The following is a 24,230-nucleotide window of genomic DNA, read 5'->3' as shown; positions in this document are numbered from 1 at the left end:
GGAGGAATTCGACGCCGTCCATGGGCTCAACGCTTCCAGTAATCTCCGGTCCGGAAGGCACACCCTCAGGAGCCCGGTCATGCCGCCACAATCAACCGCACATCGGCCGCACGCAGGGCCGCCTCGATCTCCGGCGGAGGCGGTGAATCGGTCACAAGGACGTCTACCGCATCAAAGGCCGCCAACTTAGCCAGTGCGTACCGCAGCATTTTTTGATGTGTGGCAACCACCACGACCTGCTCGGCGGAAGCCATCAGCGCAAGCTTGGTTGCTCGCTCCACATCGCGTTCGATATAGAACGCCTCATCGTGGATGCCGCTGACCCCGATGAACGCCGTCCTTGCCCGGAGGCCTTCGGCGGCGCTGACCGTCATGGGCCCATTGAACGCCTGGCTGTCCAGCAACAGTTCACCGCCCAGGCAGATCGTGCGTGCAGAAGTCAGCTGCAAGCACCTTTGAATAGCCGGCGCAGAATGGGTAATCACGGTACCCATGAAGGACACGGGTAGCTCCTGTGCAATCTGGTAAACAGTTGTTCCGGCATCCAGGATGACCGCGTCACGTTCCCCGATGAGGTCTACACAGGCTCTGGCCACACGCTGCTTTGCGGCGGCGTCTTCCTGGATTCTCGCCGCGAAATCAGCGTTCTGGCCGTGGCCTTGAACGGCACTGACTCCGCCGTGAACCACCCTGACCAGGCCCAAATTGGACAGTGCCCGGGTGTCACGGCGAATTGTCATGTCCGACACCGCAAATGTGCCCGCCAGGTCTGCGGTGGAAATAAATCCTTTTCGGCCCAACTCATCCAGGATGGTTCGCTGACGAGGTGTCAACGGCACCTCTTCTCGTGCGATGCTCATGGCCCCCTCTTTCCTGCCGTCTGAGCCGACCATCGACTTGGCGGAGTGTTGTATTTCCAACACAAGACTACTTACTTTCGAGCACCAACAGTCGCACTCAGCAGCTCAATGGGGCGTCCCTCGACAATGGACTGTTCTGCAGCAAGACCCATACGCACAGACTGCAGGCCGTCAGCGACGGTCACATCAACCGGGCCTTCTCCCAAGATCGCTTTGCGGTAGCCAAGGTGCTCATAGTACGTGGAGCCATGGTGGGCGCCCGCCGCCAACACCGCCTCATCTACCGGCACTTCGTGCTTCTCGGGTCCCAACGGTGAGCGCGGGCTGAACTCCACGGTTGCCTCGGCTTCATCGCCCTCGATCCAGTGACTGCCCGCCACCGGAATGAGTGTTTCGATCTTGGCCGCATCACCGACGATCGAGATACGTTCCTGGAACTTCGACCCTTCAGCGAACATGGAAAGCTCCAACATTGCACGCTTGCCGCCCTTGAAATCGACAATCACGTAGGCGTTGTCGATCATGTCTGAGACGCGGCCGTCATACACCTCATCCATATGGTTCACATCGTGGCCGCCGCTGGCATAGACGCGGGTGGGCTCGTCCTGCAGGATCAGGCGCATCAAATCGAAGAAGTGGCAGCACTTTTCCACCAGCGTGCCGCCGGTGCGTTCGGCGAAGCGGTTCCAGACGTCCACTTTATGCAGGAATGGGAACCGGTGCTCGACTATGGACAGCATGTGAATGCTGCCGAGCTTCCCCTCATGCGCAGCCTGGATGATTTCCTGGACCGGCGGCATGTAGCGGTACTCCATGGCAACCCACACAGGCGCCGGGTAATTCGCGGCCAACTTTTCCAGTTCATCAGCTTGCTCCGCGGTGGTGCATACCGGCTTCTCCACCAGTACGGGCAAGTTGGTGCCGCTGCTGAAGATGTCTTTCAGGATGGGCAGGTGCGTGTCATTGGGGCTGGCAATGACAAGGGCGTCCACCAGTCCAGAAGCCAGCAGTTCCTGATGCGTGGGGAAGGTGTGGACGTCGTAGCCGATCTCAGCTGCAGTCTCTTCCAGGGAAGACGGCGTGGGATCGGAGACGGCAGTGATCCGGCTTCCCGGGATCAGGGCGAGGTTCCGGACATGCTCGCGGGCCATGTGACCGGCTCCGATAAGGCCGTAACGAATCGTTCGGACCGTTTCCGCAGGCAAAGACATGTGCTGCTCCATTTCTCTACGTTGAGTTGGGGAATCGTTGCATCCCCAACATCACTATACCAAATGTGTTGTTTTTCACACATAGCGTGTGTATATTTTCTCAATACCAGCCGAACCTACAACGAGGTGGAACGTGCCCCAATCGTCATCCGGAACCCTGCTCTTCGTAGGATGCGCCACTTTTGACTCCGTCGCCCTGGTGCAGGAATACCCGGCCGCAGACAGCCGCACCGTTGCTTCCGACTTCATCACGGCCGGTGGCGGCCCCGCAGCAACGGCAGCAGTAGCCGCAGCCCGCGCTGGTGCCCAGACGGCTTTTGCCGGTGTTGTCGGTACAGACGAAGAAGGAGACCGCATCATCAGCGGACTCGAAGCTGAAGGCGTCGACACGTCAGCCGTTATCCGGGACGCCAACGTCAAAACCGGTGCCAGCGTGATCGTGGTGAGCCGGGCCACCGAAAGCCGGGCAATCGTCACCCGGCCCGTACCCCCGGTCAGCTTTCCCGCACGCAGTCGCTTCCAAGAATTATTGAGCACTGCCGCTTGGGTCCACGTTGACCACCTGGGCTGGAACAGCATCGCGAACGTTCCCAATCTGCGTATCAGTGTGGACGCCGGAAACCCCATTTCCTCCTTCAGCCCCAAGGGCGTTGCACTCTACGTTCCCACGCTCGAACGCCTCCGCGCCGAGTACGGGGACGACCTTGCTCCCCAAGCGCTCCTGCAAAAGGCCATCGACGACGGCGCTACGGCCGTTGTGGCGACCGCCGGCTCGGAGGGCGCCTGGGTCATGGAATGCGGCGGTGACCCGGTCCACGTCCCCGCAACTCCCGCCGACATCGTTTCCACCCTTGGCGCAGGCGACGTCTACCACGGAGCCATCCTCGCCGCCGTCGCGGGCGGACTGTCCCTCGTGGAAGCAGCCCGCTTCGCAGGCCGCACTGCCTCCGCATCCTGCGCAGGCCTGGACGGGCGCTCAAAGATACCGCGCCAGGCCCTCCCCGAATTTCTATCCGCACACACCACCGCCTAGCTGAAAGAAGCAGCCCATGAGCACAATCGACCTTTCCCCCCTCCAGCGCCCGTCGGGTGCCTTCGCCATGCTCGCTGTGGATCAACGTGAGGCCATGCGGAATATGTTCGCCGAACATACCGATGAGAACGTGACGGACGATGACCTCCGCCACTTCAAACTTGAAGCCGTACGCATTCTGACGCCTCATGCCTCTGGTGTCCTCATTGATCGGCAATTCGCCCTGGATCAGGCCATCGAGGCCGGCGTGGTGGACTCCAACTGCGGGCTCATCGCCTCCGCCGACCACTTCGAGTCTGCGCACGGCGAACTCGTTGGTGACGTCACCATCGACAGACTGGTGGACCCCCACAAGTACGCGGCACTCGGTGCTAAGGCCCTCAAGCTACTGGTGCTCTACCGCCCGGACGAGCCCGCCGAAGGCAGAGTCGCGATGGTGCGCGATTTCGTGGAGGCCTGCCATTCCGCCGGACTAATCAGCATCATTGAACCGGTCTCACGCAAGCCCCTAGCCGGAGGCGAGTTTGACTGGAACGCCGGTATCCTGGCCGCCGCTAAGGAACTGGGCAGTTTGGGCGCCGACCTGTACAAGGCCGAGGTGCCGTTCAAAGGTTTGGCTCCCGAAGCCGAGGTTCGGGCAGCATGCGCCCAACTTACACAGACTATCGATGGACCGTGGGTCGTGCTTTCCTCAGGAGTGCCTGAGGAGGTCTTCCCCGACGCGGTCCGATGGGCGTGCCTTGAAGGCGCCAGCGGTTTCCTGTCCGGACGAGCAGTCTGGGCGTCCTGCATTGGTTCCCCCGATCTGGTGGAGTCGCTCTCCACGGACGCCGTCCGTCGGCTGCAGCGCCTCTGCGATGTGGTTGACGAGGTTGTCTCGGCCCAGAAGACGACAGCTTAGTTACCCAGCAATACTTCGATCCCATTTACACCAGCACACCCAGCCGAACTCAAAGAGGAGAACATCGTGAGTCAGATATCGCGCAGGCAGGCACTTGGACTATTTGGAGCCCTAGGGATGGGGGCCGCAGTAGCATCATGCGCCGGCCCGGGGGGAACCACGGCAGGCACTACTGGCGGCTTCACAGCCCCGGCCAATGGAGACATCACTGGCGAAGTTTCCTTTGCCCACTGGCGGGGTGAGGACAAAGAAGTTTTTGACCAGCTGATCAAAAAATTCGTGTCTGAGTACCCGGAGGTCGGCCTCACCCAAAACATTTCAACATCCAACGACTACAACGCTCAAGGCTTGCAGAAGCTTCGCGGAGCAGCCATCGGCGACGCATTCGCATCCTTCCGTGGGTCCCAGTTCTCGAACTTCACTGAGGCTGGTTTATACACTGACCTCACCACGAGTGACGCTGCTTCTCAATATGAGCGCGATCTTCTGGCGGCTGGACGCTTCAAAGATCTTCAGCTCGGGCTCCCATATCAGGTGGTATTCCCGATGCCGCTAATCAACCTCGATATCTTCGATAAAGCAGGGGCCGACCCCGCACCGAAAGACTGGGACGGATTCCTCGGAACCTGCGAGTCCATCAAGACTGCTGGAGTAACACCGATCTCCTGGCCGGGTGGCGATGTAGGAAACGGGGGTCAGCTCTTCAACTGCATGATCGTCAACGTGGCGCCGGCCGAGGACATGTGTGCGCAGATCGAACAGGGGACGCTCAAGTGCACGGATGACTGGTTCATCGGGATGCTTGAGCAGTACCAGCAGCTCATTCCCTACCTCCAGCCGAATTCCACAGGCACGGCTGTCGAACCCGCCCAGAACCTTTTCACGCAGGGTACGGCCGCGATGCTGGCAACCGGCTCCTACCACCTCGCCGCCGTCCGTGAACTCGGTGCCGAGTTTCCCATGGAGCTCATCTTCCCCAACACTGCGACAAGTGGTACTCCGAAGTATGAGGGCGTATATAACGCGACGTTCATCTTGGGTGTCAATTCGGGCAGCGATAACCAAGCCGCTGCCATGGAATGGGTCAATTTTCTCTCCAAGCCCGAGAATGCCGGGTACTACGCGAATGAGACAGCGCAGCATGTTGCAGTGGCAGGCGTGGAGTACACCAACGAGGACCTTCAGAAGCTCAGTCCCTGGCTCAGCCGGAACACCGCTTTGGCTCCGAGATTCCAGTTCAACAACCTCGACGTCCGCAACGCGGTGGAAGCCAGCGGCACTGCAGTAATTGCCGGCGCAAGTCCCGAGCAGGCTGCGGCCGAGGCGCAAAAGATCGTGGATGAACGAGTATGAGTATCAGCACGCCCGGCACCCAGCGAGGCGGCACCACTGATACTCAGTCGGGAGATCCGGCAGGGGAGAAAAAGCGGAAGTCGCCCACACGGGTGAGCCCCTCGCTTTACCTATTCCCGCTGCCTGCCGTTCTCGTCATCCTGATCTTTCTGGCGTTGCCCACATTGCAGGCCTTCCAATACTCCCTGACGGACTGGAATGGCTTCTCGGCCACCTTCAACTATGTAGGATTGGACAACTTCGTCCGCGCGTTTACTGGAGACTCGTTATTCACCAACGCCCTGATGAACAACCTCAAGTTCATGCTTGTGGTGGTCGTCTGCCAGACAGTTCTCTCTCTTATCCTCGCGCTGATGCTCACCGGCAACTCACGGGGGAATATCCTTCTTCGGGCGCTGTTCTTTTTCCCGACCATCCTGTCCTCGGTGTCGGTCGCATTCATCTGGAAATTCATTTATGACCCGAACTTCGGGCTGGGCAACACAGTCCTCGAAGCGGTTGGTCTTGGCGCATTGCAGGGTTCCTATTTGGGCGATGACGCTCAAGCCTTATATTGGGTTGCCGTGACGCAGGTATGGTTTCATGCCGGCCAGATGATGGTCGTCTATGTGGCCGGATTGCAGGGCATTCCGCGTGAACTCTACGAGGCCGCCGATATAGATGGCGCGAGTAAGTGGCAACAATTCAAGTCCATTACCTGGCCGCTCGTTGCGCCTGCGACTGCGATCGTCGTGGCCTACACCACGATTCAATCTTTCAAGGCATTCGACTTGATTCTTGGCATTGCGGGAAATCCTCCAAAGGCTTCGTTGGACATTCTTTCCACCCGTATCTACAGCACCTTTGCCAACGCCGAGTTCGGGTATGCGGCAGCACAATCCATCATATTCATGGCGTTGATCGCCCTCGTGACCTGGCTGCAGCGACGAGTGCTTCGGCTGACTCAGAAACAGGAGTAACGGCATGCTCAGCTCACTCACTCGCCGCGGCTTCCTAGCCGTTTACGCAATCATCATTATCGTGCCGCTCACCGTAGTGATCTTCGGAAGCTTCAAGTCGACACAGGAATTGTTCGATGGGCCGTTCAGCTTCCCGCAGTCGTTGGCCCCCGACGCTTATGCCGAGGTTATCGGCGCTCAGAACCTTGGCCGATCGTTTACAAATAGCGTCATCGTCACGGCTTGTTCAGTGCCGATCACATTGTTTCTCGCAAGTTTGGCAGGATACGCAGTTGCCCGCATGAAAGGTTTCTGGTCGTGGGCGATTTTCGGGTTCCTCGTGCTCGGCATGGCCATTCCAGCTCAAGCCAACATGGTGCCGCTCTACGTGTTGTTCCAACGGTTGGGGTTGCTAGACACACTTATCGGTCTAATCCTCGCCAACGTCGTATCAACTCTTCCGATCGCCGTGTTCATCCTGGGCGGTTTCATGCGAACGCTACCGCGCGAGTTATACGAGGCATCTGCAATAGATGGCACGAGCACTTGGCGTACCTACGCGTCCATAGCCGTTCCGCTGTCGGCCCCATCCCTGGCAGCGGCGGGTATTTTCCTGTTCGTCATCCACTGGAACGAGCTTCTTTACCCGCTGCTGTTCATACAGTCGCCCGAGAACCGCACCCTTCCCTTGGCGTTGCTGAGCTTCCAGGGTGAGTTCCAGACCGACTATCCGCTCCTGTTCGCCGGCGTCATTATGGCTTCGCTGCCCGTTGTCGTTGCCTACATCTTCCTGCAGCGCTACTTCGTCGCCGGAATCACTGCCGGGGCAAACAAGGGATGACGACGGCGGACTAACCGCCGAAGGCGCCAAATACTCACCTGTAGGAAAGGGAATCACACGTGAACCTCAAAGAAGCCCAGCACCTGGTCAACGGCACCTGGTACGGCAGCGACGAGACCAAGGACGTCATCGATCCCGGTAACGGCGCTGTCATCGGACAAGTCGCCTGGGGTTCGGCGCAGGACGCCGAAGCCGCCGCTGATGCTGCCGCAGCCGCTTTCCCTGCCTGGTCCAGCACCACGGCAAGGGAAAGGGGAGATCTGCTTCGGAAAGCAGCCGATCTCCTGGCGGAGCGCAGGGACGAATTGGCTTTCGTCCTGGCGATGGAGGCCGGGAAAAGGTTGCCTGAAGCCCAGGGAGAAGTTGACTTCTCCGTCGAGTACTTCCGCTGGTTCGCAGAGGAAGCCCGTCGCGCAACCGGCACCATCCGCCCTCCTGAACTGCACGGGCGGAGGCACATGTCTGTCCGTAGGCCGATCGGCGTCGTCCTGAGCCTGACTCCCTGGAACTTCCCGGTCTCCATCCAGGCGCGCAAGCTCGCGGCCATACTGGCCGCCGGGTGCACGGTTGTCGGTCGGGTGTCCGAAAAAGCTCCCCTAGCAGCAACCGGCTTGTTCGAAGTGCTCACCGACGCGGGCTTCCCGGCCGGTGTGGTCAACCTCGTCCATGGCCCGTCACGGGCCACCACCGCTGCCCTCCTTCAGCACCCGGCAGTTCGGGCCGTCAGCTTCACCGGATCGACGGGAGTCGGCAGCCAGATCATGGGCCAGGCTGCCGGGCGCATCATCCGTCCACTGTTGGAGTTGGGAGGAAACGCACCCTTTATTGTGTTCGACGACGCGGACCTGGACCTGGCGGTAGAAGGCGCAGTTCTCGGACGGCTTCGCAACAGCGGCCAATCCTGCGTGGCCGCCAACCGCTTCCTCGTGCAGCAAGGAGTCGCGGAGGAGTTTGCCAAGCGCCTGGGGGAGCGCTTCGACGCGCTCACCATCGGTCACGGCGCTCCGGGCGACGGCTCGCCCGTGCCGGATCTGGGCCCCCTCATCGATGACGAGCGGGTGTCGGCGGTGCAGGCACTGGTCGACGACGCGCTGAACCGTGGTGCCCGGCGTGTCACACACAGGACCGAAGCCCCCACCGGGGGCTCCTTTCTCGCTCCCACCCTTCTCACGGATGTACCCGCTGATGCACCGTTGGTCACGGAGGAAGTCTTCGGGCCGGCCGCCGGTATCGTCACCTTCTCGGATGAAGAGGACGCCATCCGGAAGGCCAATGCCACCGAGATGGGGCTGGCAGCCTACGTATGGACGAAGTCCGCGCGACGCGGCTGGGAACTACCAGGGCGAATCGAAGCCGGCATCGTGGGAGTGAATGACCCCCTTCCCTCCGTCGCTTTCGCACCCATGGGCGGCATGAAGCAGTCAGGGCTCGGACGCGAAGGCGCCGATTTGGGAATGGAGGAGTTCGAGGAGATCCAGTACGTGGCCTGGAAACCATAATGACCACAAGCGCTCTGGTGCTGGCATCCGTCGTCGTTGGTGCCGGCATGCAGCGCTTCACGGGAATGGGGTTTGCGCTGGTCGCAGCCCCATTCCTGGTCCTTCTCCTCGGACCGGTTGAAGGCGTCATCCTGGTGAATCTGTGCGGCGCGGTGACAGCTGGAGCCATCTTCTTCAGGGTCTTCCGCACTGTCAATTGGCGGACCTACGCCATCCTGACGTTGGCGGCCCTCATCGGCATCGTTCCTGCTTCCCTCGCTGTGCGGGTAGTGCCAGCGGCAGTGCTTCAAATAGGGATCGGCGTACTCCTTGCAGCCGGGCTTACGGTCCTGCTGGCGCTGCGCTCCGCGCATCTCCAGCCCAAGAGGCGTTACCTTTGGACCGCCGGCGCGCTCAGCGGGTTCATGAACACCTCCGCAGGTGTGGGAGGGCCCGCCGTCAGCATCTACTCCATGGCCACCCGATGGGAACACCATTCGTTCGCAGCAACGATGCAGCCCTACTTCTTTACCATCGGATCCCTGTCGCTGGCAGCGAAAGCAGTCACGACACCCGCAGAATTCCCCGACATTTCCTGGCAGATGTGGCTGGCGATCTCCCTCGCCTGCCTGGTCGGCCTCGCCATAGGAGAGATCTTCGCCAAACGCGTTTCACCCCGAGCCGCACAGATAGTTCTCATCGTTCTGGCCTACCTCGGCGCGGTAGCAACCATAGGCCGTGGAGTCCTGGATGCACTTTCCTGATGCGCGGGTAGTTGTCCGCCGGAAGAGGCGGACATCCGGTTAGCCCCGCACGATGGACAGGACCCGGTCCCGGATTCTCTCCATTGTGCTGCGGTCCGTGGCTTCAACATTGAGGCGGAGGAACGGCTCGGTGTTGGACGGGCGCAGGTTGAACCAGTAGCTGCCGTCGTTGGCAGTGAACGTGCTGCCGTCCAGGGTGTCGATGGCTACGTCGTCGTAAGCGAAGTCCGTCCGCACACGCTCAATGGAGGCCACCTTGTCCGCTACCTCTGAGTTGAGTTCCCCCGAACTGACGTACGGCTCATACTCCTGCCCAAGCTCGGACAGGGGCGCGTCCTGCTCGCTGAGAGCGGCCAGGACGTGCATCGCAGCCAGCATGCCGGTGTCCGCGTTCCAGAAGTCACGGAAGTAGAAGTGAGCTGAGTGCTCGCCGCCGAACACCGCACCTTCCTCTGCCATGACCGTCTTGATGAAGGAATGCCCCACGCGCGTGCGGACGGCACGCCCGCCGTCGTGCTCCACCAGCTCAAGGACGGCGCGCGAGCAGAGAAGATTGTGGACGACAGTTGGAACTTTCTCGTCCTGCTCCTGTGCACGCGCTATCTCGCGCCGCGCCACCATGCCGGTGATGGCCGACGGTGAAACAGGCTGTCCCTTCTCGTCTACCACGAAGCAGCGGTCCGCGTCGCCGTCGAACGCCAGACCGATGTCGGCGCCGTGGTTGACCACCGCAGCCTGCAGATCTCGTAGGTTCTCCGGCTCCAACGGGTTGGCTGGATGGTTGGGGAAGGAGCCGTCCAACTCGAAGTACAAAGGAATGACGGTGAACGGAAGCTTGGGCAGCAGGGCGTCGCCCAGGACTGCCGGGGTGGTAAGGCCGGCCATGCCGTTTCCGGCGTCGACCACTACTTTCAGGGGCCGTGAGCCGGACAGGTCTACCAACCCCCGAAGGTACTCAGCGTAATCCTTGAGCACGTCCCGCGTACCGATCTCACCGCGGCGGCCGGCGGCGGGGATGACACCGCTCATCAGGTACTGCTCTGCGAGCTGCTGAATGTCCCGAAGGCCAGTCTCGGAAGAGATCGGCACCGCGCCGGCCCTGGTCATCTTGATGCCGTTGTACTCCGCAGGATTGTGGCTGGCGGTGAAGACAGCACCCGCAAGGTTCAGGAAGCCGCTCGCGAAATAGAGCTCATCAGTGGAGATCAAACCGAGCAGTTCAACGTTGGCGCCACGAACCGCGGCTCCCTGAGCGAATGCCTTGCTGAATTCGGGAGAGGAGGGACGCATGTCCCCGCCCACCAGGATGGTCTGGCCCTCAAGCTGTAGAACGTCGACGTATGCGGCCCCCACCGCTTCGACTATCTCGGCAGTGATGGATTCGCCCACGATGCCGCGGACGTCGTACGCCTTGAAGGACGTCGAAAGGTCAACGATGGTTGGGTTGCTAGTCACTCGCATCAGAGGTGCGCGTCCAGAAGGCCTGCTGCGAGGGCCGGAGCAAGCCCAGGCGCCAACGGAAGGCGCGGAATCACGAGGCAGTGCCAGAGGTGATAGACATCAGCCTTGCCCGACCACACAGTCGAGGTGACATCGCCGTTCTCATCGAGCTCCTGCTTCCAGGACCCGTGCTCGTAGTCGATGAACCAGTCCCGGGCGTGATCCCAGATGCGCTCATACCAGTCGGCATACTTCTTATCTCCGGTGACACTGTATAGAGCTGCTGCACCACCGATGGCCTCTGCGGGAACCCATCGTATGCGGGTGGTCACCACGGGATTACCGTCCCAGTCGACCGAGTAAACAAAGCCAGGATGGCCGTCCGGCTCCCAGGCATCGCGGATGGTGGCGTCGAACAAACCTTGTGAGTCTTCAAGAAGCCATGTTGGTGCATCCATTCCGCGAGCCTCGAGTCCGGCGCGGAGGTGAAGGAGCAGCCGTGACCATTCAATCCAGTGACCCGGAGTCCCGCCATAGGCTCGGAACTGGCTGGCCCGGTCATCGGTGTTGTATTCAGGCAGCGGGTTCCACCCGGCGTCGAAGTGCTCGAACACCCGGTAGTTGTTGTTGCGGGCGAAGTTGTGGATGAGAACCTCGGCGATGCGAAGGGCGCGCTCGATCCAACGGTTCTCCCCGGTTACATCAGCCACGATGAGGTAGGCCTCCACGGAGTGCATGCTCGCGTTTCCACCGCGATAGTCCTCCGTTTCCGTGAAGTCGCGGTTCCACGAGTCGAAACACATGTCAGATTCGTGGTCCCAGAACTTGGTATCAGCAATACGCAGAGCCTCGTCGAGCAGTTCCTGGGCTCCGGGTCGCCCTGCAGCAACAGCGCTGGCAGCAGCAAGGAGCACGAAAGAGTGTTGGTAACCGGACTTTGTGTCATTCACCGGTCCGTTGTCGTCGACTTCAGCAAACCAACCACCGAATTCATCGTCATGGAAGACCCCGTTGAGGGCGGCGATGCCGTGGTCGACGAGTAATCCAGCACCCGGACGCCCCATCAGGGCGGCGACCGAGAAGCTGTGAATCATCCGGGCAGTAATCCAGAGGTGAGTCGGTTTGTCAGGGGATACGGCACCGTGATTGTCGAGCCAACCAAAACCTGTCGGCACCTTGGACCCCGCAGCGAATGTGAAAAGCCGGTCGGTTTCCGCCTCGAGCCATCGAGCGTGGGCGGCACTGTTCAGCCACGTCATTGTGTGTCCTCTCTGATGCTTTTGCAGCCACTGAACAGCGACCCGTTTCTATCTTAACGTCAGATGACAGAAATCCACCAGATAAAGTTGGAATTCGGACACAGGGTGGTGGCGCCGCGACGGAGCATCACCGCGGATTCACATCGCTATCCGACCACCCGCCGCAGCTCCGCACGCGTCTCCCGATACACCTGCGCCGGGCCATACGCCTTCCCGCCCGCCGCGAGCTAACCGCAGCGCGCCCACGACGCCCGCCACACCGCAACCGCCACCTCGGTCAGCGAATCGACCTTGCCCTCAACCTGAGAAGCGATCCGAGCTCGCAACTCGCCGGCCAACTCCTGATCCTGAGCGGCCGCCCACACAAGGAGCTCCGGCTCCTTTGCCAGAAGACGCATAACGCGCGCATGGTCACCGTAATCGCCTCTCGTCTCCAACGCCATCACAGACTCGGCCATGGCTTCGATGTCCCGCAACAGCACTGAGGAAAGATGGGACTGGTGGCAGGGGAGGGGTTCCTGACTTACCCGCTGCGTGACGGCTGGCATTTTCCGGTGCTTGCTGGTCTATGAGGAGACGTGTCGGCTCGCCTTCCCTGCCACTGACCTATGGCGACCGGGCCGGACGGGATGTGACTTGATAGGAACGTGGCGAACTCAGGCTCTTCAGTGCTTTGTCCGCCCGGCCCGGTCACCCGTGCTCGCCACCGTCCCCATCGACAGGAACGAGACGCATGACGCTTACAACGACTGAAACAACCACCCGGCCGGTCACCACCGTCACGATAGGCGTGGATACCCACTCACAGCTGCACCACGCTGCAGTCCTCGACCAGTATGGCCTACTGCTCGGTGACAGGCAGTTCACGACTAATATCGCCGGCTACCAGGAGCTTCTGGATTGGGCTGCTAGCTATGGCATCATCAACGCTGCCGGGGTGGAATGCACCGGCTCCTATGGAGCCGGCCTCACTCGGCACCTCTTGGCTGCCGGCGTCGACGTTGTCGAAGTTAATCGGGGGCACCGCCTGACCCGCAGCCGCTCCGGCAAAAACGATGTTATTGATGCCGAAGCAGCAGCTCGGAAAGTCATGTCAGGGGAATGCTCTTCCCCGGCTAAAGACACCACCGGTGCCGTCGAAGCCATCCGCAACCTGCACCTACTCCGGGACTCAGCCGTGAAGTCGCGTGCCGCTGCACTCGTGCAACTCCGCGACGTCCTCGTCACAGCACCCACTGGGATGCGCGAACGGTTCGACGCTAAGACGCTCGAAGGCAAGGCAACGCAGGCACGCGCATTGCGCCCGGACAGTTCGCGGCTGGACGAGCCCGAGCACGCGGTGAAATACGTACTCCGGGAACTAGGTCGGCGAATCTTCAACCTCACCGCCGAGATCAACGCCACCGAAAAACACATCACCAAACTCGTGGAAGCGGTCGCACCGACCACTGTCGCACTACCTCAGGTCGGCCCCATCACCGTCGCCCAACTGTTGATCACCGCAGGGCAAAACATCGATCGTTTTCCGAGCGAAGCAGCCTTCGCTAGGCTCTGCGGCGTCGCACCCATCCCAGTCTCTTCCGGCAAAACCCACCGCATGCGCCTCCACCGCGGTGGAAACCGACGGGCCAATCGAGCCATCTACCTCGTCACCATCTGCCGGCTTCGCTACGACCCCCGGTCCCAGGCATACCGCGACCGCAAACGCGCCCAAGGGCACTCCTCGGCGGACGCAATCCGCAGCCTCAAACGCTTCGTCACCCGCGAGCTCTACTACGCACTTAAGAGAGACCTTCTTCACCGCTCTGGGACGACGTGAGTACGGCAGACTGGCTGACAGCAGAGACGGACTAAACGGAAAGCCAGACGGTAGAGTCGGTCGGCATGCCCTTCGAAGTGAGCGGGCTGCTCGCGGAGAGTACCTGCGCTCCTGGGGGCAGGGGATGGAATTCCACTCCGGTATTCATGAGACATTGAAACCCGTTACCGCGTTTAAACCCGACGATCCCAGCCGGCAGATCATCGATCCAAGCGAAATCCGCGGAAGCAAGAGATGGAGTCTCGCGGCGGCGCCGCAAAGCTTCCCGGTACATTTCCAATGTTGACCCGTCGACGCCCTGCTGGGCTTCAACGGAGTACTTTCCGAACTCCGTTGGCTGCGGCAACCATGCTGTTGTGGCTCCGAATCCGCAGGATGGTCCGGCGATGGTCCATGGCAGCGGGACCCGACATCCGTCACGGCCCTTGAGCTTGTGCCCCGTTCGAAACCATACCGGGTCCTGCAAAGCGCGTTCGGGAAGATCGGGAACCTCTGGAAGCCCGAGCTCTTCCCCTTGATATAGGTAGGCCGACCCTGGCAGCGCAAACATCATGAGCGTGGCTGCGCGTGCCCGCCTCAGCCCAAGGTTCTGATCAACGATGGGATTGGTTCCGTTGCTGATCAGCCATTGATCCGGATGGATGTCGGCGGGAAGAGCGTACCTTGAGGCGTGGCGGGGAACATCATGATTCGAAAGCACCCAAGTCAGTCCGCCGCCGACGCCGTGGTGGTCGTCAATGGATCGTTGTATAACGGCTCGGAAGTCCGCGGCTCCCCATGACGCTTTGAGCAGAGAGAAGTCGAAGACCTGGCCCAGTTCAGTTGGGCGGGCGTAGAGATATGTCCTCTTACTTGTGGGATGCCAGGTTTCAGCGACGGCCATTCGGGGCGGGTCATACTCGTTGAAGACCTGCCTCCAGGTCTCGTATATGGCGTGAACCTCGTCGCGGTCGTAGAGGGGGTCGGTTCCGTCTACGGGGATGCGGGTGTCGAGGTAGGGCTGGCTCCGAAGGGGTTCGGATAGATCTTTTGCCAGAGAGTGCGCCACATCGACTCTGAATCCGTCGACTCCGCGGTCCGACCAGAAACGCAGCGTGTCCAGAAAGTACTGTCTTACTTCTTGATTGCCCCAGTTCAGGTCCGGCTGCTCCTTCGCGAAAAGGTGGCAATACCACTGGCCGTCCTCGGTGCGTTCCCATGCGCTGCCTCCGAAGTGTGATTGCCAGTCCGCGGGTGGTTCCTCACCATCGGCGCCCTTGCCGTCACGGAAGATGTACCGGTCACGCTCGGGTGATCCGGGACCGGCTCTGAGGGCTTGCTGGAACCAGGGGTGCTGTTCCGAGGTGTGGTTTGGCACGATATCGACGATGATCCTGATTCCCAGTGCATGAGCTGCCTGGGTCAGTTGATCGAAGTCTTCCAGTGTGCCGAGGCGCGGGTCGACGTCGCGGTAGTCCGAGATGTCATAGCCGCCATCAGCAAGGGGAGACGGGTAGAAGGGACTGAGCCAGATCGCGTCGATGCCGAGGTCGGCAAGATATTCCAGACGACTGGTGACACCGGCAAGATCGCCGATGCCGTCCGCGTTCGAATCGGCGAAACTACGGGGGTACACCTGGTAAATGACTGCGTTCTTCCACCAGTTAGCGGCGTCAGTATGCGGCTGTTTCATGGATCCTTCGAAGAGTTTGCGGGTGAGTGTCTATGAAGTAGCGCGGGGCAGCGTGACTCAACCTTTGGTTGCGCCCTGAAGCAGGGCCTTGACGAAGTGTCGCTGGAGCAGGAGGAAGACGACGATGACCGGTGCCATAATCAACAGTGCCCCGGCGTTCAACAACACGACGTCGGTGCTGTATTGGCCGACGAAAGCTTGCAGGGCCCCGGCCATCGTCCGCTTCTCGGCGTCCTGAATCAGCACGATGGTGAGAAGGAACTGGTTCCACGTCGATAGGAACGTCAGGAGCGCCAGCGATGCCAACGCGGGCCCGGCCAGAGGAATATGGATGTGCCTGAACGCATTCCAGCTGCCTGCTCCATCCACACCAGCGGCCTCACTGAGTTCCTGCGGAACCGTCAGGAAGTGCGCCCGCATCCAGAACACTGCGAACGGAAGGTTCAGAGCGATCAGCGGGAGGATCAAGCCCAACCGGTTGTTCAATAGGCCCATGTCCTGTATCTGCTGGTAGAGCGGGATGATCGTGAGCTCGAACGGAAGGGTAAGGCCGGCCAGCAGCAGGAGGAAAAGAATCCGGCCGAGTGGGATGTTCAGTATCGTGATGGCATACGCGGCCATCGTGGAGATGATCACGAGTGCGGGCACGACCCCCAGTACGATCAAACTGCTTGATCCGAGCAGGGTCGTGATGTTCGCGGCATTCCAAGCGTCGACGAAGTTGTGCCATTGCGGGTCGGCGGGCCAGGATATGCCCCCCGGCACGGTCCCTTGCGGCTGCAGCGCGGCGGAAAACATGCTGAGCAGAGGAATGACTGAGAACAACATCGCGGCGATCATCAGGACAATGCCGGGCAGTTGCTGACGGGTTGTGGTTTGCATTTCTCAACGCTCCTTGAAGACGCGCTGGAGTGGCCCAACGACGAGTAGAACCAGAATCGCCAGGACGACAGCGAGTGCACTGGCGAGCCCGAGTTGGTTTTCGACGAAACCAAGTCGATAAATCTCTACCCCAGGAACCATCGTTGACCGGCCGGGACCGCCCTGAGTGGAAAGGAACACGACGTCGAACGCTGCGAGGGCGGCGATAATCGTGATCGTCACGCAGACCCCAAGTTCCTGTTTCAGCCCTGGGAGTGTGACCGAACGCGTTTGCTGCAGGAAGTTCGCACCATCCAGCCGGGCCGCTTCGTACAGGCTTGCATCGATTTTCCCGATTCCTGCCATAAGCAGGAGGGTGCAGAGCCCGGTTGAGAGCCACGTGCCAATGAATCCCACGGCGGGCAGAGCCCAGTCGAAGTCACCCAGCCATGCGCGGGTGAAGCTTTCGAGCCCTATTGAGGACAGGAACTGGTTCACGACACCGTCGCGGGAATACATCCATGTCCAAGCGATGGCCGCGGCGGCACCGGGAATGATCTGGGGCAGGAAGAGCAGCGTCCGGGCGGTTGCACCGAAGACCCTCCCTTTGATCTCCCGCATGAGGGCCGCGATGATCAGGCCCATAACGACCGGCACGGCCGTGAAGAAGATGATCAGGAAGAAGGCGTTACCAATGGTTGCGAGCAGTTCAGGGTCAGTGAAGACGCGGCGGTAGTTATCCAGTCCGACCCACGTGGACGGCCCGAAACCATCCCAGTCGTAGAAGGAAATCTGGACGGAACTGGCAACGGGGCGGATGACGAAAACCGCGTACATGACCAGGGCTGGAACCGCGAACCACCATCCCACCCAGCGGGCACCCTGCGACCGGCGAGAGCCTGCCCGTCGCTTCTTAGACCGGGGAAGGCGTGCTCCGGCCCCGGACGTCACGGCTGTGTTGGTGGAGGTCATCGTCCGATTTCTTCCTCATATACGGCCTGGATGTTGCTGACGAACTCCTCTGCCGTGATTTCACCGGCGAACAGTCGCTGCCCCTCCGGTGTCCATGCGTTGCTCTGCAATCCGGGGGTGGCATTTTGCACGAAATCGACCACACCGTCATCTTCTGCAAGTTGCGTGAAGGCGGCCTGCACATCGGCGAAAACACCTTCAGTTGTTGGCTGGGCGGAAGCTTCGCTGGCTTCACCGAGGGGCAGATAGCCGTTGTCGAGGGCTGCTTGCCGGGCTTCGTCGCTGCGGAGGAAGTTCAGGTAGGCGGCTGCTTCGTTCTTGTTTTCGCAGTTGGCCGGAATTCCGAACGGTGATGCAGCATTCGACTGGGCGACGTGCACTGCGCCTGCCTCCACAGGAGGAGCAAGGAAGAACCCGGCGTTATCTTCCATATTCTGCTGGATCGGGCCGGCGTTCCAGTTCCCGGAGGGAAGGAACACCGATTCCCCCGCCATGAACCGTCCAAGGGCCTGCTGCCCGTCGACAGCGTTTGCATCCTCGTTGAAGTATCCCGCATCAATCCATTCGGTGAGAGTCTGGGCCGCCTGAATTCCCTCCGGCGAGTCAATGGTGGCTCCGGGCGTACGGAAGATCCACTCATTGGTGGCTTCGGCACCCATGTAGTAGTTCAGCAGGAACTGGTAGACGTGTCCCAGACCACCGTCGGCGTTGTTGACCATGATGGGGGTCTGGCCGGCTTCTTTTGCTGCGGCGAGCACCGTCTCGAGTTCTTCGAGCGTGGCGGGGGGTTCGTTCATGCCGAGGTCGGCCGCCATGGACCTGTTGACGTACCAGCTCTCAAGCACGAATCCCGACGGCATGGCATACAAGTCACCGTCACCTCGTACACCGTCTTCGTTTACCCGGTACTGCACGAGCTGAGAGGCAGGAATCTCACTCCATCCATAGGCCTCCGCGTATGGCTCGAGGCTGGTCAGCAAGGAGTCCTCAACGTGACTTTCCAGCGTTCCCACCCGGTGAATGCACGCGGGGTCTTCTGAAGCGAGAACCCGGGGGAGCGTGGTGCTCATAACCTCGTCAGGCTCCGTGGTCAGTTCGATGGTGATGTTGGGATTCTGTTCCTCGAAGGCGGCGATCTGAGCCTCATCGAGCGCGGTCAGACCTGCCCCGTCGAACATTCTCAAAGTGACTTCGCTGCCCGCAACATCGGTGCTGACATCAGTGGGTGCCGTGCCCGCAGAATCAATCTCCGACCCTGGACCGGAACAGCCGGTGAGCACGAGCGTGCCGGTCAGCACAGATAGGGACAGGACCTTCGGACGGGCAAGGCGGACGGTGGGGACGAGCGAAGATGGGCGGCGACGCGACATTGGGTTCCTCCGGAGCAATATTGGGTAAGAGAGTACGGTGCTGAATCCTTTTCGGAAACGCTTCCGATAACTACTATCGGTGAGTGACCTGCGTTACGTCAAGCCCTCACCTCCCCCTGCGTCAAGCTTGACTTGTCAGCCTCGTGATCGAGGGATGCGCTTTCGATAACGCTTCCGAATATTGGGAAGATATATGGAATAAACGGGTAGAATCGGATCGTGTACAACGTTTCGGAGAAGGTAAACCTCGTCGATATAGCCGGCCGCGCTGGCGTGTCGCTGTCCACAGCCTCGCGGGCGCTGAACAACGCATACGGCGTTTCTGCGGCTACGCGCACGCGTGTGCTTGCCGTCGCTGAAGAACTTTCTTATGTCGTCTCCCCGGAAGCTTCCCGCCTAGCGGGGGGGAGTACTGGGCGGGTTGCGGTGGTCGTTCCGCACATCTCACGCTGGTTCTTCGGGGAGATGCTCGCAGGTTTGGAAGAGGTGCTGCGCAGTGCGGACCTCGACCTGCTTCTCTACAACATCGACACCCTCGATCACCGCCGGCACTTTTTTGAGCGACTACCGGCAAGACGCAAAGTTGACGCCGTGGTAGTACTGGCTTTTCCCGTGGATGAACAGGAACGCAAGCGCCTGGAACTGATGGGCGTGGCAATCGTCGCCGCCGGCGGTCAGAGCGCCTCCTACCCATTCGTGTGCATCGACGACCACATTGCCGGGAGGCAGGCAATGGATCACCTTTTGTTCCTTGGTCATAGACGAATCGCCATGATTGCAGCCGAGACCCCTCTGGCGCCGGGATGGCCAAAAACCAACCAACGTTCCGCAGGCTACTACTCGGCCCTTGAGGAAGCAGGAATAGCTCCAGACGAGAGCCTGGTAAGGACGGTCGACTGGGGAGGGGAAGAAGGCGCAAAAGCCATGGGCGGCCTGCTCAGCTTGAAAGATCCCCCCACCGCTGTATACGCGCATTCGGATGAGGTCGCGCTCGGTGCAATTCGAACGATCCGAAGGGCAGGCTTACGAATACCGGAGGACATCTCAGTCATAGGAATTGATGATCACCCGGCGGGCGCACTGGCTGACCTCACCACAGTGCATCAAAGCGTGCGAGAACAAGGCGCAATCGCGGGTCGGACCGTACTCGCCGCGCTGAAGCATGAAGAATTTGATCCAGCCATCATCGTCCCGACAGAACTCATCATCCGAAGCACAACGGCACCTCCGCGCCGGCGAGGGGTCCTTTGACCCCAGGCACTTACGTCCCCGGCTTGAGGATCTCCGCTGACCCCCAATAGCTGTTTGATTTGTCTATAGGAACATCTCCGCAGGGTTGGACGCCAAAGTTTCGAACGCCCTCACACCCGCCAGCATCCGGTGCTGCCCAGGCAACGCCGCATGTTCCTTACGGGTGAAGTACCGGAAGAACGTCCTAGACGAGATACCGGCACGGTCCGCTATCTGCTGCACCGTCGTCGCCTGGATGCCCTGCTTCTCGAACAGCTCGAGGGCTGCGCGGTGGATTTCCCGCTCCGTATCGAGGCGCCGTCGAGCACGCAGGGAGGGGGCGCCGTCGTCGTTCACGTGGTTGTCCCGGCCAAGCGGGAGGACGTGAACTCCGGTCTCGTATTCGGTGGCAACAAGACCCGCAAGCTCGAGTACATCGTCCCGGATATCCTCGCCGAGGGCGCTGACACCATCGTCTCGATCGGGGCTCCTGGGCTCTACGGGAGGAGATCGACCAGCTTGGGGCGCGCCTTCATCGCATGGATGACAAGCTCGTTCCCGCTGTTGAACATGAGCACGACTGTCTCCAGTAAACGTCCCTGGGTATCGAACCCCAGCCGAAGCTGCCGTCCGGGACTCTGGTCATCAAGCTCCTCGATTCAGAGTGCCCACGTGGCGGCCTGAATTGCATCTTCGGGAAGGACGCCGTGCTTGAGCGCGGAATCGTGGACCTTCATGCAGCGAAAGTGGCCAGCGCTTCGCGGATGACCTCGGAACGGGTCTTCCCTTCCCTGGCCGCCCGCACGTCGATGGCGGCGAGCTCCTCCGAGGTCAGACGAAGGGCGACGACCTGCGAGGGCTCGGCGCCCCGGCCCGGGCGTCCGCGTCCCCGTTTCTTCAATGCTTCGACGTCGTACCCGGCTTCGGCTTCGGCCGCCCATTCCTCGATTTGTTCCTCGGAGACCGGCACACCGTTGATCGTCTCATCTGCACTCATGGCAATATCGTAATACGTAATTGTGTGGGCTGCTATGGCTCGCGTTGGCTCGGAGCCGTAGGTCCCTTTGGGTAGTGGGCAGCGTGAGATAGCGTCACGGATTCCATTACAGAGAACGACGACGACGCCCACCGGAGCGGGCGCCGTCGTCGTTCTTGTGTGTGGCTTGCGCGGAAGGAGTGCTAGCTCCGCGCGGATTCCTTCTCCCGGTTGTCCTTGTCCCGGCCGGCGGGCTTGTAGGACTCCCAAAAGGTGGCCCCGACAATACCCAGCGGCTTCGGGTCGAAGACCGGATCAAGCCCGAGCTTCTGCTGCCGCTCGAAGTCCTTGAGCGCCGTGAAAGCAGGCTTCTGCAGGACCAGGATGCCGAGGATGTTCAGCCAGGCCATGAGGCCGACGCCGATGTCGCCCATCGCCCATGCATCGGCGGCTGTGTTCACGCAGCCGTAGGCGACGGCGATGAGGATCGCCACCTGCAGCGCCACGGTGGTCACGCGGCCGACACTGGCCCCGAGGACCGGAATCACCCTGTGCGAGGAGTTACCCACGAGGAAGCGCAGGTTGGTCTCGGCCATGTAGTAGTAGGCAATGACCGTGGTGAGGCAGAAGAAAATCAGCGTGATCGCGATGAACGCGGCGCCGAACCCGGGAAAGACGGAGTCGAACCCGGTCTGCACAAACTGCGGTCCGACTGTCGCCGTGGCTGAGAGCAGGCCGCCCTCGACGAGCACCTCGCCGTCCTCGGTACCTCCGGAAAAGACGCGGTACGCGCCGGTCGAGAGGATCAGGAAGCCGGTGGCCGTGCACACGAACAGCGTGTCGATATACACCGCGAACGCTTGGACCAGACCCTGCTTCGCGGGGTGCGACACCTCAGCGGCAGCCGCGGCATGCGGGCCGGTTCCCTGGCCGGCCTCGTTCGAGTAGACGCCGCGCTTGACGCCCCACATCACGGCCAGACCGACGACGGCGCCGAGAGCCGAATCCATGCCGAACGCACTGCGGAACACCAGGGCCAGGATCTCCGGCAGCTGGGCGGCGTTGACGAACACAACGATAAGGGCCAGCAGGATGTAGGCGACGGCCATGAACGGCACTACAAATGCGGCAACGCTGGCGATGCGCTTCACGCCGCCGACAATGACAAGCGCCAGAAGGATGACCGAGCCGACGGCGACAACCAGCGACGGGATGGTCCAGGCGCCGCCGATCGCGGTAGCCATCGAGTTGGCCTGCACACCCGGCATCAGAACACCGGCGGCCACAACGGTCACGGCGGCGAAAATGTAGCCGTAGACCTTGAAGAACCCGGCCCCCTTGGTGTGGGCGAAGGCACGGGAGAAGTAGTAGGCCGGACCGCCGCGGTATTCGCCGGTCAGCGGGTCACGCGTCTTGTAGATCTGACCCAGGGTGCACTCGATGAAGGACGTGGATGCGCCCAGGAAGGCCACCACCCACATCCAGAACAGGGCGCCCGGTCCGCCGAAGGCGATGGCGGTGGCGACGCCGGCGACATTGCCGGTGCCGACACGGCCGGACAGGGACATGGCCAGGGCCTGAAACGAGGAGACGCCGGAGTCGGACTTCTCGCCGCGGACAATCGCGTGAACCATGCCCTTGACATGCCGCACCTGCAGGAAGCGCGAACGGATCGAGAAATAAACGCCGGTAGCGAGGCACAGATAGACAAGCCAGTCGCTCCAGATAACGCCATTGATGGCTGACAAGACACCGCTCACGTGTGTGGGTTCCCTCCAAGGAAGAGCGTGGGTATGCGGTTGGTGCTGCGCGGGGGCCGGTAGGCCCAGCGGCGCGCACCACACCAAAACGTGTGAAGCTTCTCACAAACGGTCGTTATGGTCCATTTGGGCCATTCGCTGGACCAGTTCCGCGCCCACTTATCCTCATCCCGGACCCACGCAGGAAGAGGAGGAACTTCGGTCGCTCGCCTTCATACCCATAGCCAAAGCCGCCGGATGAGCGCATGCTTACCCTGTTGGGGCTTCACGAGGAGAAGTCATGAATCTTGTGCTGTGGATTGTGGCTGGTGCCCTGGCACTTTTCTTCCTCGCTGCGGGTGTCACGAAAGCCTTCCAGCCGATCGACAAGATTGTGGCTCAGGGACTCACCTGGGCAGAGGAAAAACCAGGCTATGCACGCACCGCAGGAACGTTCGAAATCCTCGGCGCCCTGGGGCTGATCCTTCCCGGCATCTTCCAGGTAGCCACCTTCCTCATCCCGGCAGCAGCCATCGGACTGGCGCTGATCATGGCCCTCTCTATCGCGTTCCACATCTCGCGCGGTGAAAAGGGGTTCACCATCAACATCGTGGCCCTGTTGCTCGCGCTCTTCGTCGCCTGGGGCCGCTCAACTAAGTGGGCCCTGTAAGCCCCGATAAGAACCACAATCGGTCCTAGTACCCAGGTACCGCCCGCCTGCGAAGCGAGGTCCTCCAGCCCGACGACGCCAACTCGCCGGATTCCTACTCTCGAAGTGTGAACTCCATCAGGAGTTCCGCTTCCTGAAAGGAATCACTGATGAGTACCACCTCCTGGATCCGCGCGGGACTGTTCACCCTGCCCGTCTACGGACTTCTGACGGCCTGGTCGTCACTTGAACCGCAGCCGGATCAGGAAACCAACCCTGAAGCCTGGGCACAGTTCGTCAGCGAACCGTCCTACCTGGTCAGCCACCTACTCGGCAGTACCGGCGGAACCATCCTGGCGATCTTCGGCGTCTTCGCGCTCGGCGCGTACCTGGTCGCAGGCAAAACCGCCAGATTGGCGCTGCCCGCCATGGTGACCACCGTGTTGGGCCACGCCCTGCTGCTTGTACCCGCCGTGATCTCCACGTTCGCAACGCCGGCCCTCGGCCGTGCCTACATCGACGGAGTACCGGGCGTGATGGACGTCGAATTCTCCGACGCCATGACCTTCACCTTCCTGCTCGGCCTGCTGCTTGCCTTCGTCGGCAACGTACTGCTGGGCATCGCCGTCTGGCGCTCAGGCACCCTTCCCTCCTGGGCAGGAGCGCTCTGGATCGCCGCCACCATCGTGTTCTACGTCTTCGGCGTAGTGACCGGCATGGCCACCGTTGGCGCCACTTTGCCCACGCAGTCCATCGGCGCACTGCTGATCGCAGCCGCCGGAGCCTGGATCGCGTACAGCGCCACTCGTCCGCGACCCATCGCGATCAGTACCCACCAGGCGCAGCCCAGCGCCCTGTAAGACC

General features: G+C 61.1%; 23 protein-coding genes and 1 pseudogene. 12 read left to right on the top strand and 12 right to left on the bottom strand.

Annotated features, from left to right (window positions below; genetic code table 11):
- Nucleotides 1–77: 77 nt before the first annotated feature.
- Both P4U43_RS00330 and P4U43_RS00325 read right to left on the bottom strand, forming a co-directional pair.
- Nucleotides 78–860, bottom strand: a complete 783-nt coding sequence (locus P4U43_RS00330) for a DeoR/GlpR family DNA-binding transcription regulator (RefSeq protein ID WP_204534576.1) — start codon at nucleotides 858–860, stop codon at nucleotides 78–80.
- A 71-nt stretch (nucleotides 861–931) separates the two neighbouring features.
- Nucleotides 932–2,071: a Gfo/Idh/MocA family protein gene (locus P4U43_RS00325; RefSeq protein WP_277357078.1), complete on the bottom strand. Its 1,140-nt coding sequence runs from the start codon at nucleotides 2,069–2,071 to the stop codon at nucleotides 932–934.
- A 133-nt stretch (nucleotides 2,072–2,204) separates the two neighbouring features.
- On the opposite strand from P4U43_RS00325, the gene P4U43_RS00320 reads away from it, so the two are divergent.
- From P4U43_RS00320 to P4U43_RS00290, 7 genes are all read left to right on the top strand, one after another.
- Complete coding sequence (locus P4U43_RS00320) at nucleotides 2,205–3,104, top strand: carbohydrate kinase family protein (protein ID WP_277356939.1); 900 nt, start codon at nucleotides 2,205–2,207, stop codon at nucleotides 3,102–3,104.
- Between the two features lie 16 nt (nucleotides 3,105–3,120).
- Nucleotides 3,121–4,005 (top strand): aldolase, encoded by an 885-nt coding sequence (locus tag P4U43_RS00315; protein WP_277356938.1) that lies wholly within the window; start codon nucleotides 3,121–3,123, stop codon nucleotides 4,003–4,005.
- Between the two features lie 117 nt (nucleotides 4,006–4,122).
- Nucleotides 4,123–5,358: an ABC transporter substrate-binding protein gene (locus tag P4U43_RS00310; RefSeq protein WP_277356937.1), complete on the top strand. Its 1,236-nt coding sequence runs from the start codon at nucleotides 4,123–4,125 to the stop codon at nucleotides 5,356–5,358.
- Nucleotides 5,355–6,317 (top strand): carbohydrate ABC transporter permease, encoded by a 963-nt coding sequence (locus P4U43_RS00305; RefSeq protein WP_277356936.1) that lies wholly within the window; start codon nucleotides 5,355–5,357, stop codon nucleotides 6,315–6,317. Before P4U43_RS00310 ends, P4U43_RS00305 begins: the two co-directional genes overlap by 4 nt.
- Nucleotides 6,318–6,321: 4 nt before the next feature.
- A complete protein-coding gene (locus P4U43_RS00300; protein ID WP_277356935.1) occupies nucleotides 6,322–7,137 on the top strand; it encodes a carbohydrate ABC transporter permease in 816 nt (271 codons plus the stop codon).
- Between the two features lie 59 nt (nucleotides 7,138–7,196).
- On the top strand, nucleotides 7,197–8,636 hold the full coding sequence (locus tag P4U43_RS00295) for an NAD-dependent succinate-semialdehyde dehydrogenase (protein ID WP_277356934.1): 1,440 nt from the start codon (nucleotides 7,197–7,199) through the stop codon (nucleotides 8,634–8,636).
- The gene (locus tag P4U43_RS00290; protein WP_277356933.1) at nucleotides 8,636–9,379 is read left to right on the top strand and encodes a sulfite exporter TauE/SafE family protein; all 744 of its coding nucleotides are present in this window, start codon (nucleotides 8,636–8,638) and stop codon (nucleotides 9,377–9,379) included. The genes P4U43_RS00295 and P4U43_RS00290 overlap by 1 nt, the downstream gene beginning before the upstream one ends.
- A 39-nt stretch (nucleotides 9,380–9,418) precedes the next feature.
- Here the strand turns inward: P4U43_RS00290 and P4U43_RS00285 are convergent, their stop codons facing one another.
- The 3 genes from P4U43_RS00285 to P4U43_RS00275 form a co-directional block, all read right to left on the bottom strand.
- A complete protein-coding gene (locus P4U43_RS00285) occupies nucleotides 9,419–10,840 on the bottom strand; it encodes a phosphomannomutase/phosphoglucomutase (RefSeq protein ID WP_277356932.1) in 1,422 nt (473 codons plus the stop codon).
- Complete coding sequence (locus tag P4U43_RS00280; protein WP_277356931.1) at nucleotides 10,840–12,078, bottom strand: AGE family epimerase/isomerase; 1,239 nt, start codon at nucleotides 12,076–12,078, stop codon at nucleotides 10,840–10,842. The genes P4U43_RS00285 and P4U43_RS00280 overlap by 1 nt, the downstream gene beginning before the upstream one ends.
- Nucleotides 12,079–12,305: 227 nt before the next feature.
- Nucleotides 12,306–12,626 (bottom strand): hypothetical protein, encoded by a 321-nt coding sequence (locus P4U43_RS00275; protein ID WP_277356930.1) that lies wholly within the window; start codon nucleotides 12,624–12,626, stop codon nucleotides 12,306–12,308.
- Nucleotides 12,627–12,811: 185 nt separating this feature from the next.
- On the opposite strand from P4U43_RS00275, the gene P4U43_RS00270 reads away from it, so the two are divergent.
- Nucleotides 12,812–13,897: an IS110 family RNA-guided transposase gene (locus tag P4U43_RS00270; protein WP_277356929.1), complete on the top strand. Its 1,086-nt coding sequence runs from the start codon at nucleotides 12,812–12,814 to the stop codon at nucleotides 13,895–13,897.
- A gap of 31 nt (nucleotides 13,898–13,928) precedes the next feature.
- Here P4U43_RS00270 and P4U43_RS00265 read toward each other — a convergent pair whose 3' ends face one another.
- From P4U43_RS00265 to P4U43_RS00250, 4 genes are read right to left on the bottom strand one after another with little or no spacing between them, the layout of a single operon-like run.
- Nucleotides 13,929–15,569, bottom strand: a complete 1,641-nt coding sequence (locus P4U43_RS00265; RefSeq protein WP_277356928.1) for a glycoside hydrolase family 13 protein — start codon at nucleotides 15,567–15,569, stop codon at nucleotides 13,929–13,931.
- 57 nt (nucleotides 15,570–15,626) lie between these two features.
- Nucleotides 15,627–16,451 carry a carbohydrate ABC transporter permease gene (locus P4U43_RS00260; protein ID WP_277356927.1) on the bottom strand — a complete coding sequence of 275 codons (825 nt, stop codon included), beginning with the start codon at nucleotides 16,449–16,451 and terminating at the stop codon, nucleotides 15,627–15,629.
- A gap of 3 nt (nucleotides 16,452–16,454) precedes the next feature.
- Nucleotides 16,455–17,402 (bottom strand): carbohydrate ABC transporter permease, encoded by a 948-nt coding sequence (locus tag P4U43_RS00255; protein ID WP_277356926.1) that lies wholly within the window; start codon nucleotides 17,400–17,402, stop codon nucleotides 16,455–16,457.
- A complete protein-coding gene (locus P4U43_RS00250; protein WP_277356925.1) occupies nucleotides 17,399–18,772 on the bottom strand; it encodes an ABC transporter substrate-binding protein in 1,374 nt (457 codons plus the stop codon). Before P4U43_RS00250 ends, P4U43_RS00255 begins: the two co-directional genes overlap by 4 nt.
- A gap of 219 nt (nucleotides 18,773–18,991) precedes the next feature.
- Between P4U43_RS00250 and P4U43_RS00245 the strand changes: the two genes are divergently transcribed.
- Nucleotides 18,992–20,023, top strand: a complete 1,032-nt coding sequence (locus tag P4U43_RS00245) for a LacI family DNA-binding transcriptional regulator (protein WP_277356924.1) — start codon at nucleotides 18,992–18,994, stop codon at nucleotides 20,021–20,023.
- 63 nt (nucleotides 20,024–20,086) lie between these two features.
- Here the strand turns inward: P4U43_RS00245 and P4U43_RS00240 are convergent, their stop codons facing one another.
- A complete protein-coding gene (locus P4U43_RS00240; protein ID WP_277356923.1) occupies nucleotides 20,087–20,245 on the bottom strand; it encodes a TetR family transcriptional regulator in 159 nt (52 codons plus the stop codon).
- A 126-nt stretch (nucleotides 20,246–20,371) separates the two neighbouring features.
- Here P4U43_RS00240 and P4U43_RS00235 point away from each other — a divergent pair.
- Nucleotides 20,372–20,488 (top strand): annotated as a pseudogene (locus P4U43_RS00235) (1-aminocyclopropane-1-carboxylate deaminase); the annotation flags it as partial.
- Between the two features lie 247 nt (nucleotides 20,489–20,735).
- Here P4U43_RS00235 and P4U43_RS00225 read toward each other — a convergent pair.
- Both P4U43_RS00225 and P4U43_RS00220 read right to left on the bottom strand, forming a co-directional pair.
- Nucleotides 20,736–20,999 (bottom strand): ribbon-helix-helix domain-containing protein, encoded by a 264-nt coding sequence (locus P4U43_RS00225; protein ID WP_277356922.1) that lies wholly within the window; start codon nucleotides 20,997–20,999, stop codon nucleotides 20,736–20,738.
- Nucleotides 21,000–21,181: 182 nt separating this feature from the next.
- A complete protein-coding gene (locus P4U43_RS00220; protein WP_277356921.1) occupies nucleotides 21,182–22,738 on the bottom strand; it encodes an alanine/glycine:cation symporter family protein in 1,557 nt (518 codons plus the stop codon).
- A gap of 280 nt (nucleotides 22,739–23,018) precedes the next feature.
- Here P4U43_RS00220 and P4U43_RS00215 point away from each other — a divergent pair, with 280 nt between their 5' ends.
- Nucleotides 23,019–23,387, top strand: a complete 369-nt coding sequence (locus tag P4U43_RS00215) for a DoxX family protein (protein WP_277356920.1) — start codon at nucleotides 23,019–23,021, stop codon at nucleotides 23,385–23,387.
- 149 nt (nucleotides 23,388–23,536) lie between these two features.
- Complete coding sequence (locus P4U43_RS00210; protein WP_277356919.1) at nucleotides 23,537–24,226, top strand: DUF4386 family protein; 690 nt, start codon at nucleotides 23,537–23,539, stop codon at nucleotides 24,224–24,226.
- The last annotated feature ends 4 nt before the right edge of the window (nucleotides 24,227–24,230 follow it).

This window comes from Arthrobacter vasquezii (genome assembly GCF_029455255.1).
GTDB classification, from domain to species: Bacteria; Actinomycetota; Actinomycetes; order Actinomycetales; family Micrococcaceae; genus Arthrobacter_D; species Arthrobacter_D parietis.
The sequence above is the reverse complement of the archived record's forward strand: the minus strand, read 5'-3'. Positions and strand labels throughout refer to the sequence as shown.

Bases quoted from the DNA above. Each gene is read 5' to 3' on its own strand.
- P4U43_RS00305 (WP_277356936.1), top strand. From the start codon at position 5,355: ATGAGTATCAGCACGCCCGGCACCCAGCGAGGCGGCACCACTGATACT.
- P4U43_RS00250 (WP_277356925.1), bottom strand. From the start codon at position 18,772: ATGTCGCGTCGCCGCCCATCTTCGCTCGTCCCCACCGTCCGCCTTGCC.
- P4U43_RS00270 (WP_277356929.1), top strand. From the start codon at position 12,812: ATGACGCTTACAACGACTGAAACAACCACCCGGCCGGTCACCACCGTC.
- P4U43_RS00315 (WP_277356938.1), top strand. From the start codon at position 3,121: ATGAGCACAATCGACCTTTCCCCCCTCCAGCGCCCGTCGGGTGCCTTC.
- P4U43_RS00280 (WP_277356931.1), bottom strand. From the start codon at position 12,078: ATGACGTGGCTGAACAGTGCCGCCCACGCTCGATGGCTCGAGGCGGAA.
- P4U43_RS00210 (WP_277356919.1), top strand. From the start codon at position 23,537: ATGAGTACCACCTCCTGGATCCGCGCGGGACTGTTCACCCTGCCCGTC.
- P4U43_RS00310 (WP_277356937.1), top strand. From the start codon at position 4,123: ATGGGGGCCGCAGTAGCATCATGCGCCGGCCCGGGGGGAACCACGGCA.
- P4U43_RS00325 (WP_277357078.1), bottom strand. From the start codon at position 2,071: ATGTCTTTGCCTGCGGAAACGGTCCGAACGATTCGTTACGGCCTTATC.
- P4U43_RS00275 (WP_277356930.1), bottom strand. From the start codon at position 12,626: ATGCCAGCCGTCACGCAGCGGGTAAGTCAGGAACCCCTCCCCTGCCAC.
- P4U43_RS00265 (WP_277356928.1), bottom strand. From the start codon at position 15,569: ATGAAACAGCCGCATACTGACGCCGCTAACTGGTGGAAGAACGCAGTC.
- P4U43_RS00290 (WP_277356933.1), top strand. From the start codon at position 8,636: ATGACCACAAGCGCTCTGGTGCTGGCATCCGTCGTCGTTGGTGCCGGC.
- P4U43_RS00225 (WP_277356922.1), bottom strand. From the start codon at position 20,999: ATGAGTGCAGATGAGACGATCAACGGTGTGCCGGTCTCCGAGGAACAA.
- P4U43_RS00260 (WP_277356927.1), bottom strand. From the start codon at position 16,451: ATGCAAACCACAACCCGTCAGCAACTGCCCGGCATTGTCCTGATGATC.
- P4U43_RS00285 (WP_277356932.1), bottom strand. From the start codon at position 10,840: ATGCGAGTGACTAGCAACCCAACCATCGTTGACCTTTCGACGTCCTTC.
- P4U43_RS00215 (WP_277356920.1), top strand. From the start codon at position 23,019: ATGAATCTTGTGCTGTGGATTGTGGCTGGTGCCCTGGCACTTTTCTTC.
- P4U43_RS00300 (WP_277356935.1), top strand. From the start codon at position 6,322: ATGCTCAGCTCACTCACTCGCCGCGGCTTCCTAGCCGTTTACGCAATC.
- P4U43_RS00255 (WP_277356926.1), bottom strand. From the start codon at position 17,402: ATGACCTCCACCAACACAGCCGTGACGTCCGGGGCCGGAGCACGCCTT.
- P4U43_RS00330 (WP_204534576.1), bottom strand. From the start codon at position 860: ATGAGCATCGCACGAGAAGAGGTGCCGTTGACACCTCGTCAGCGAACC.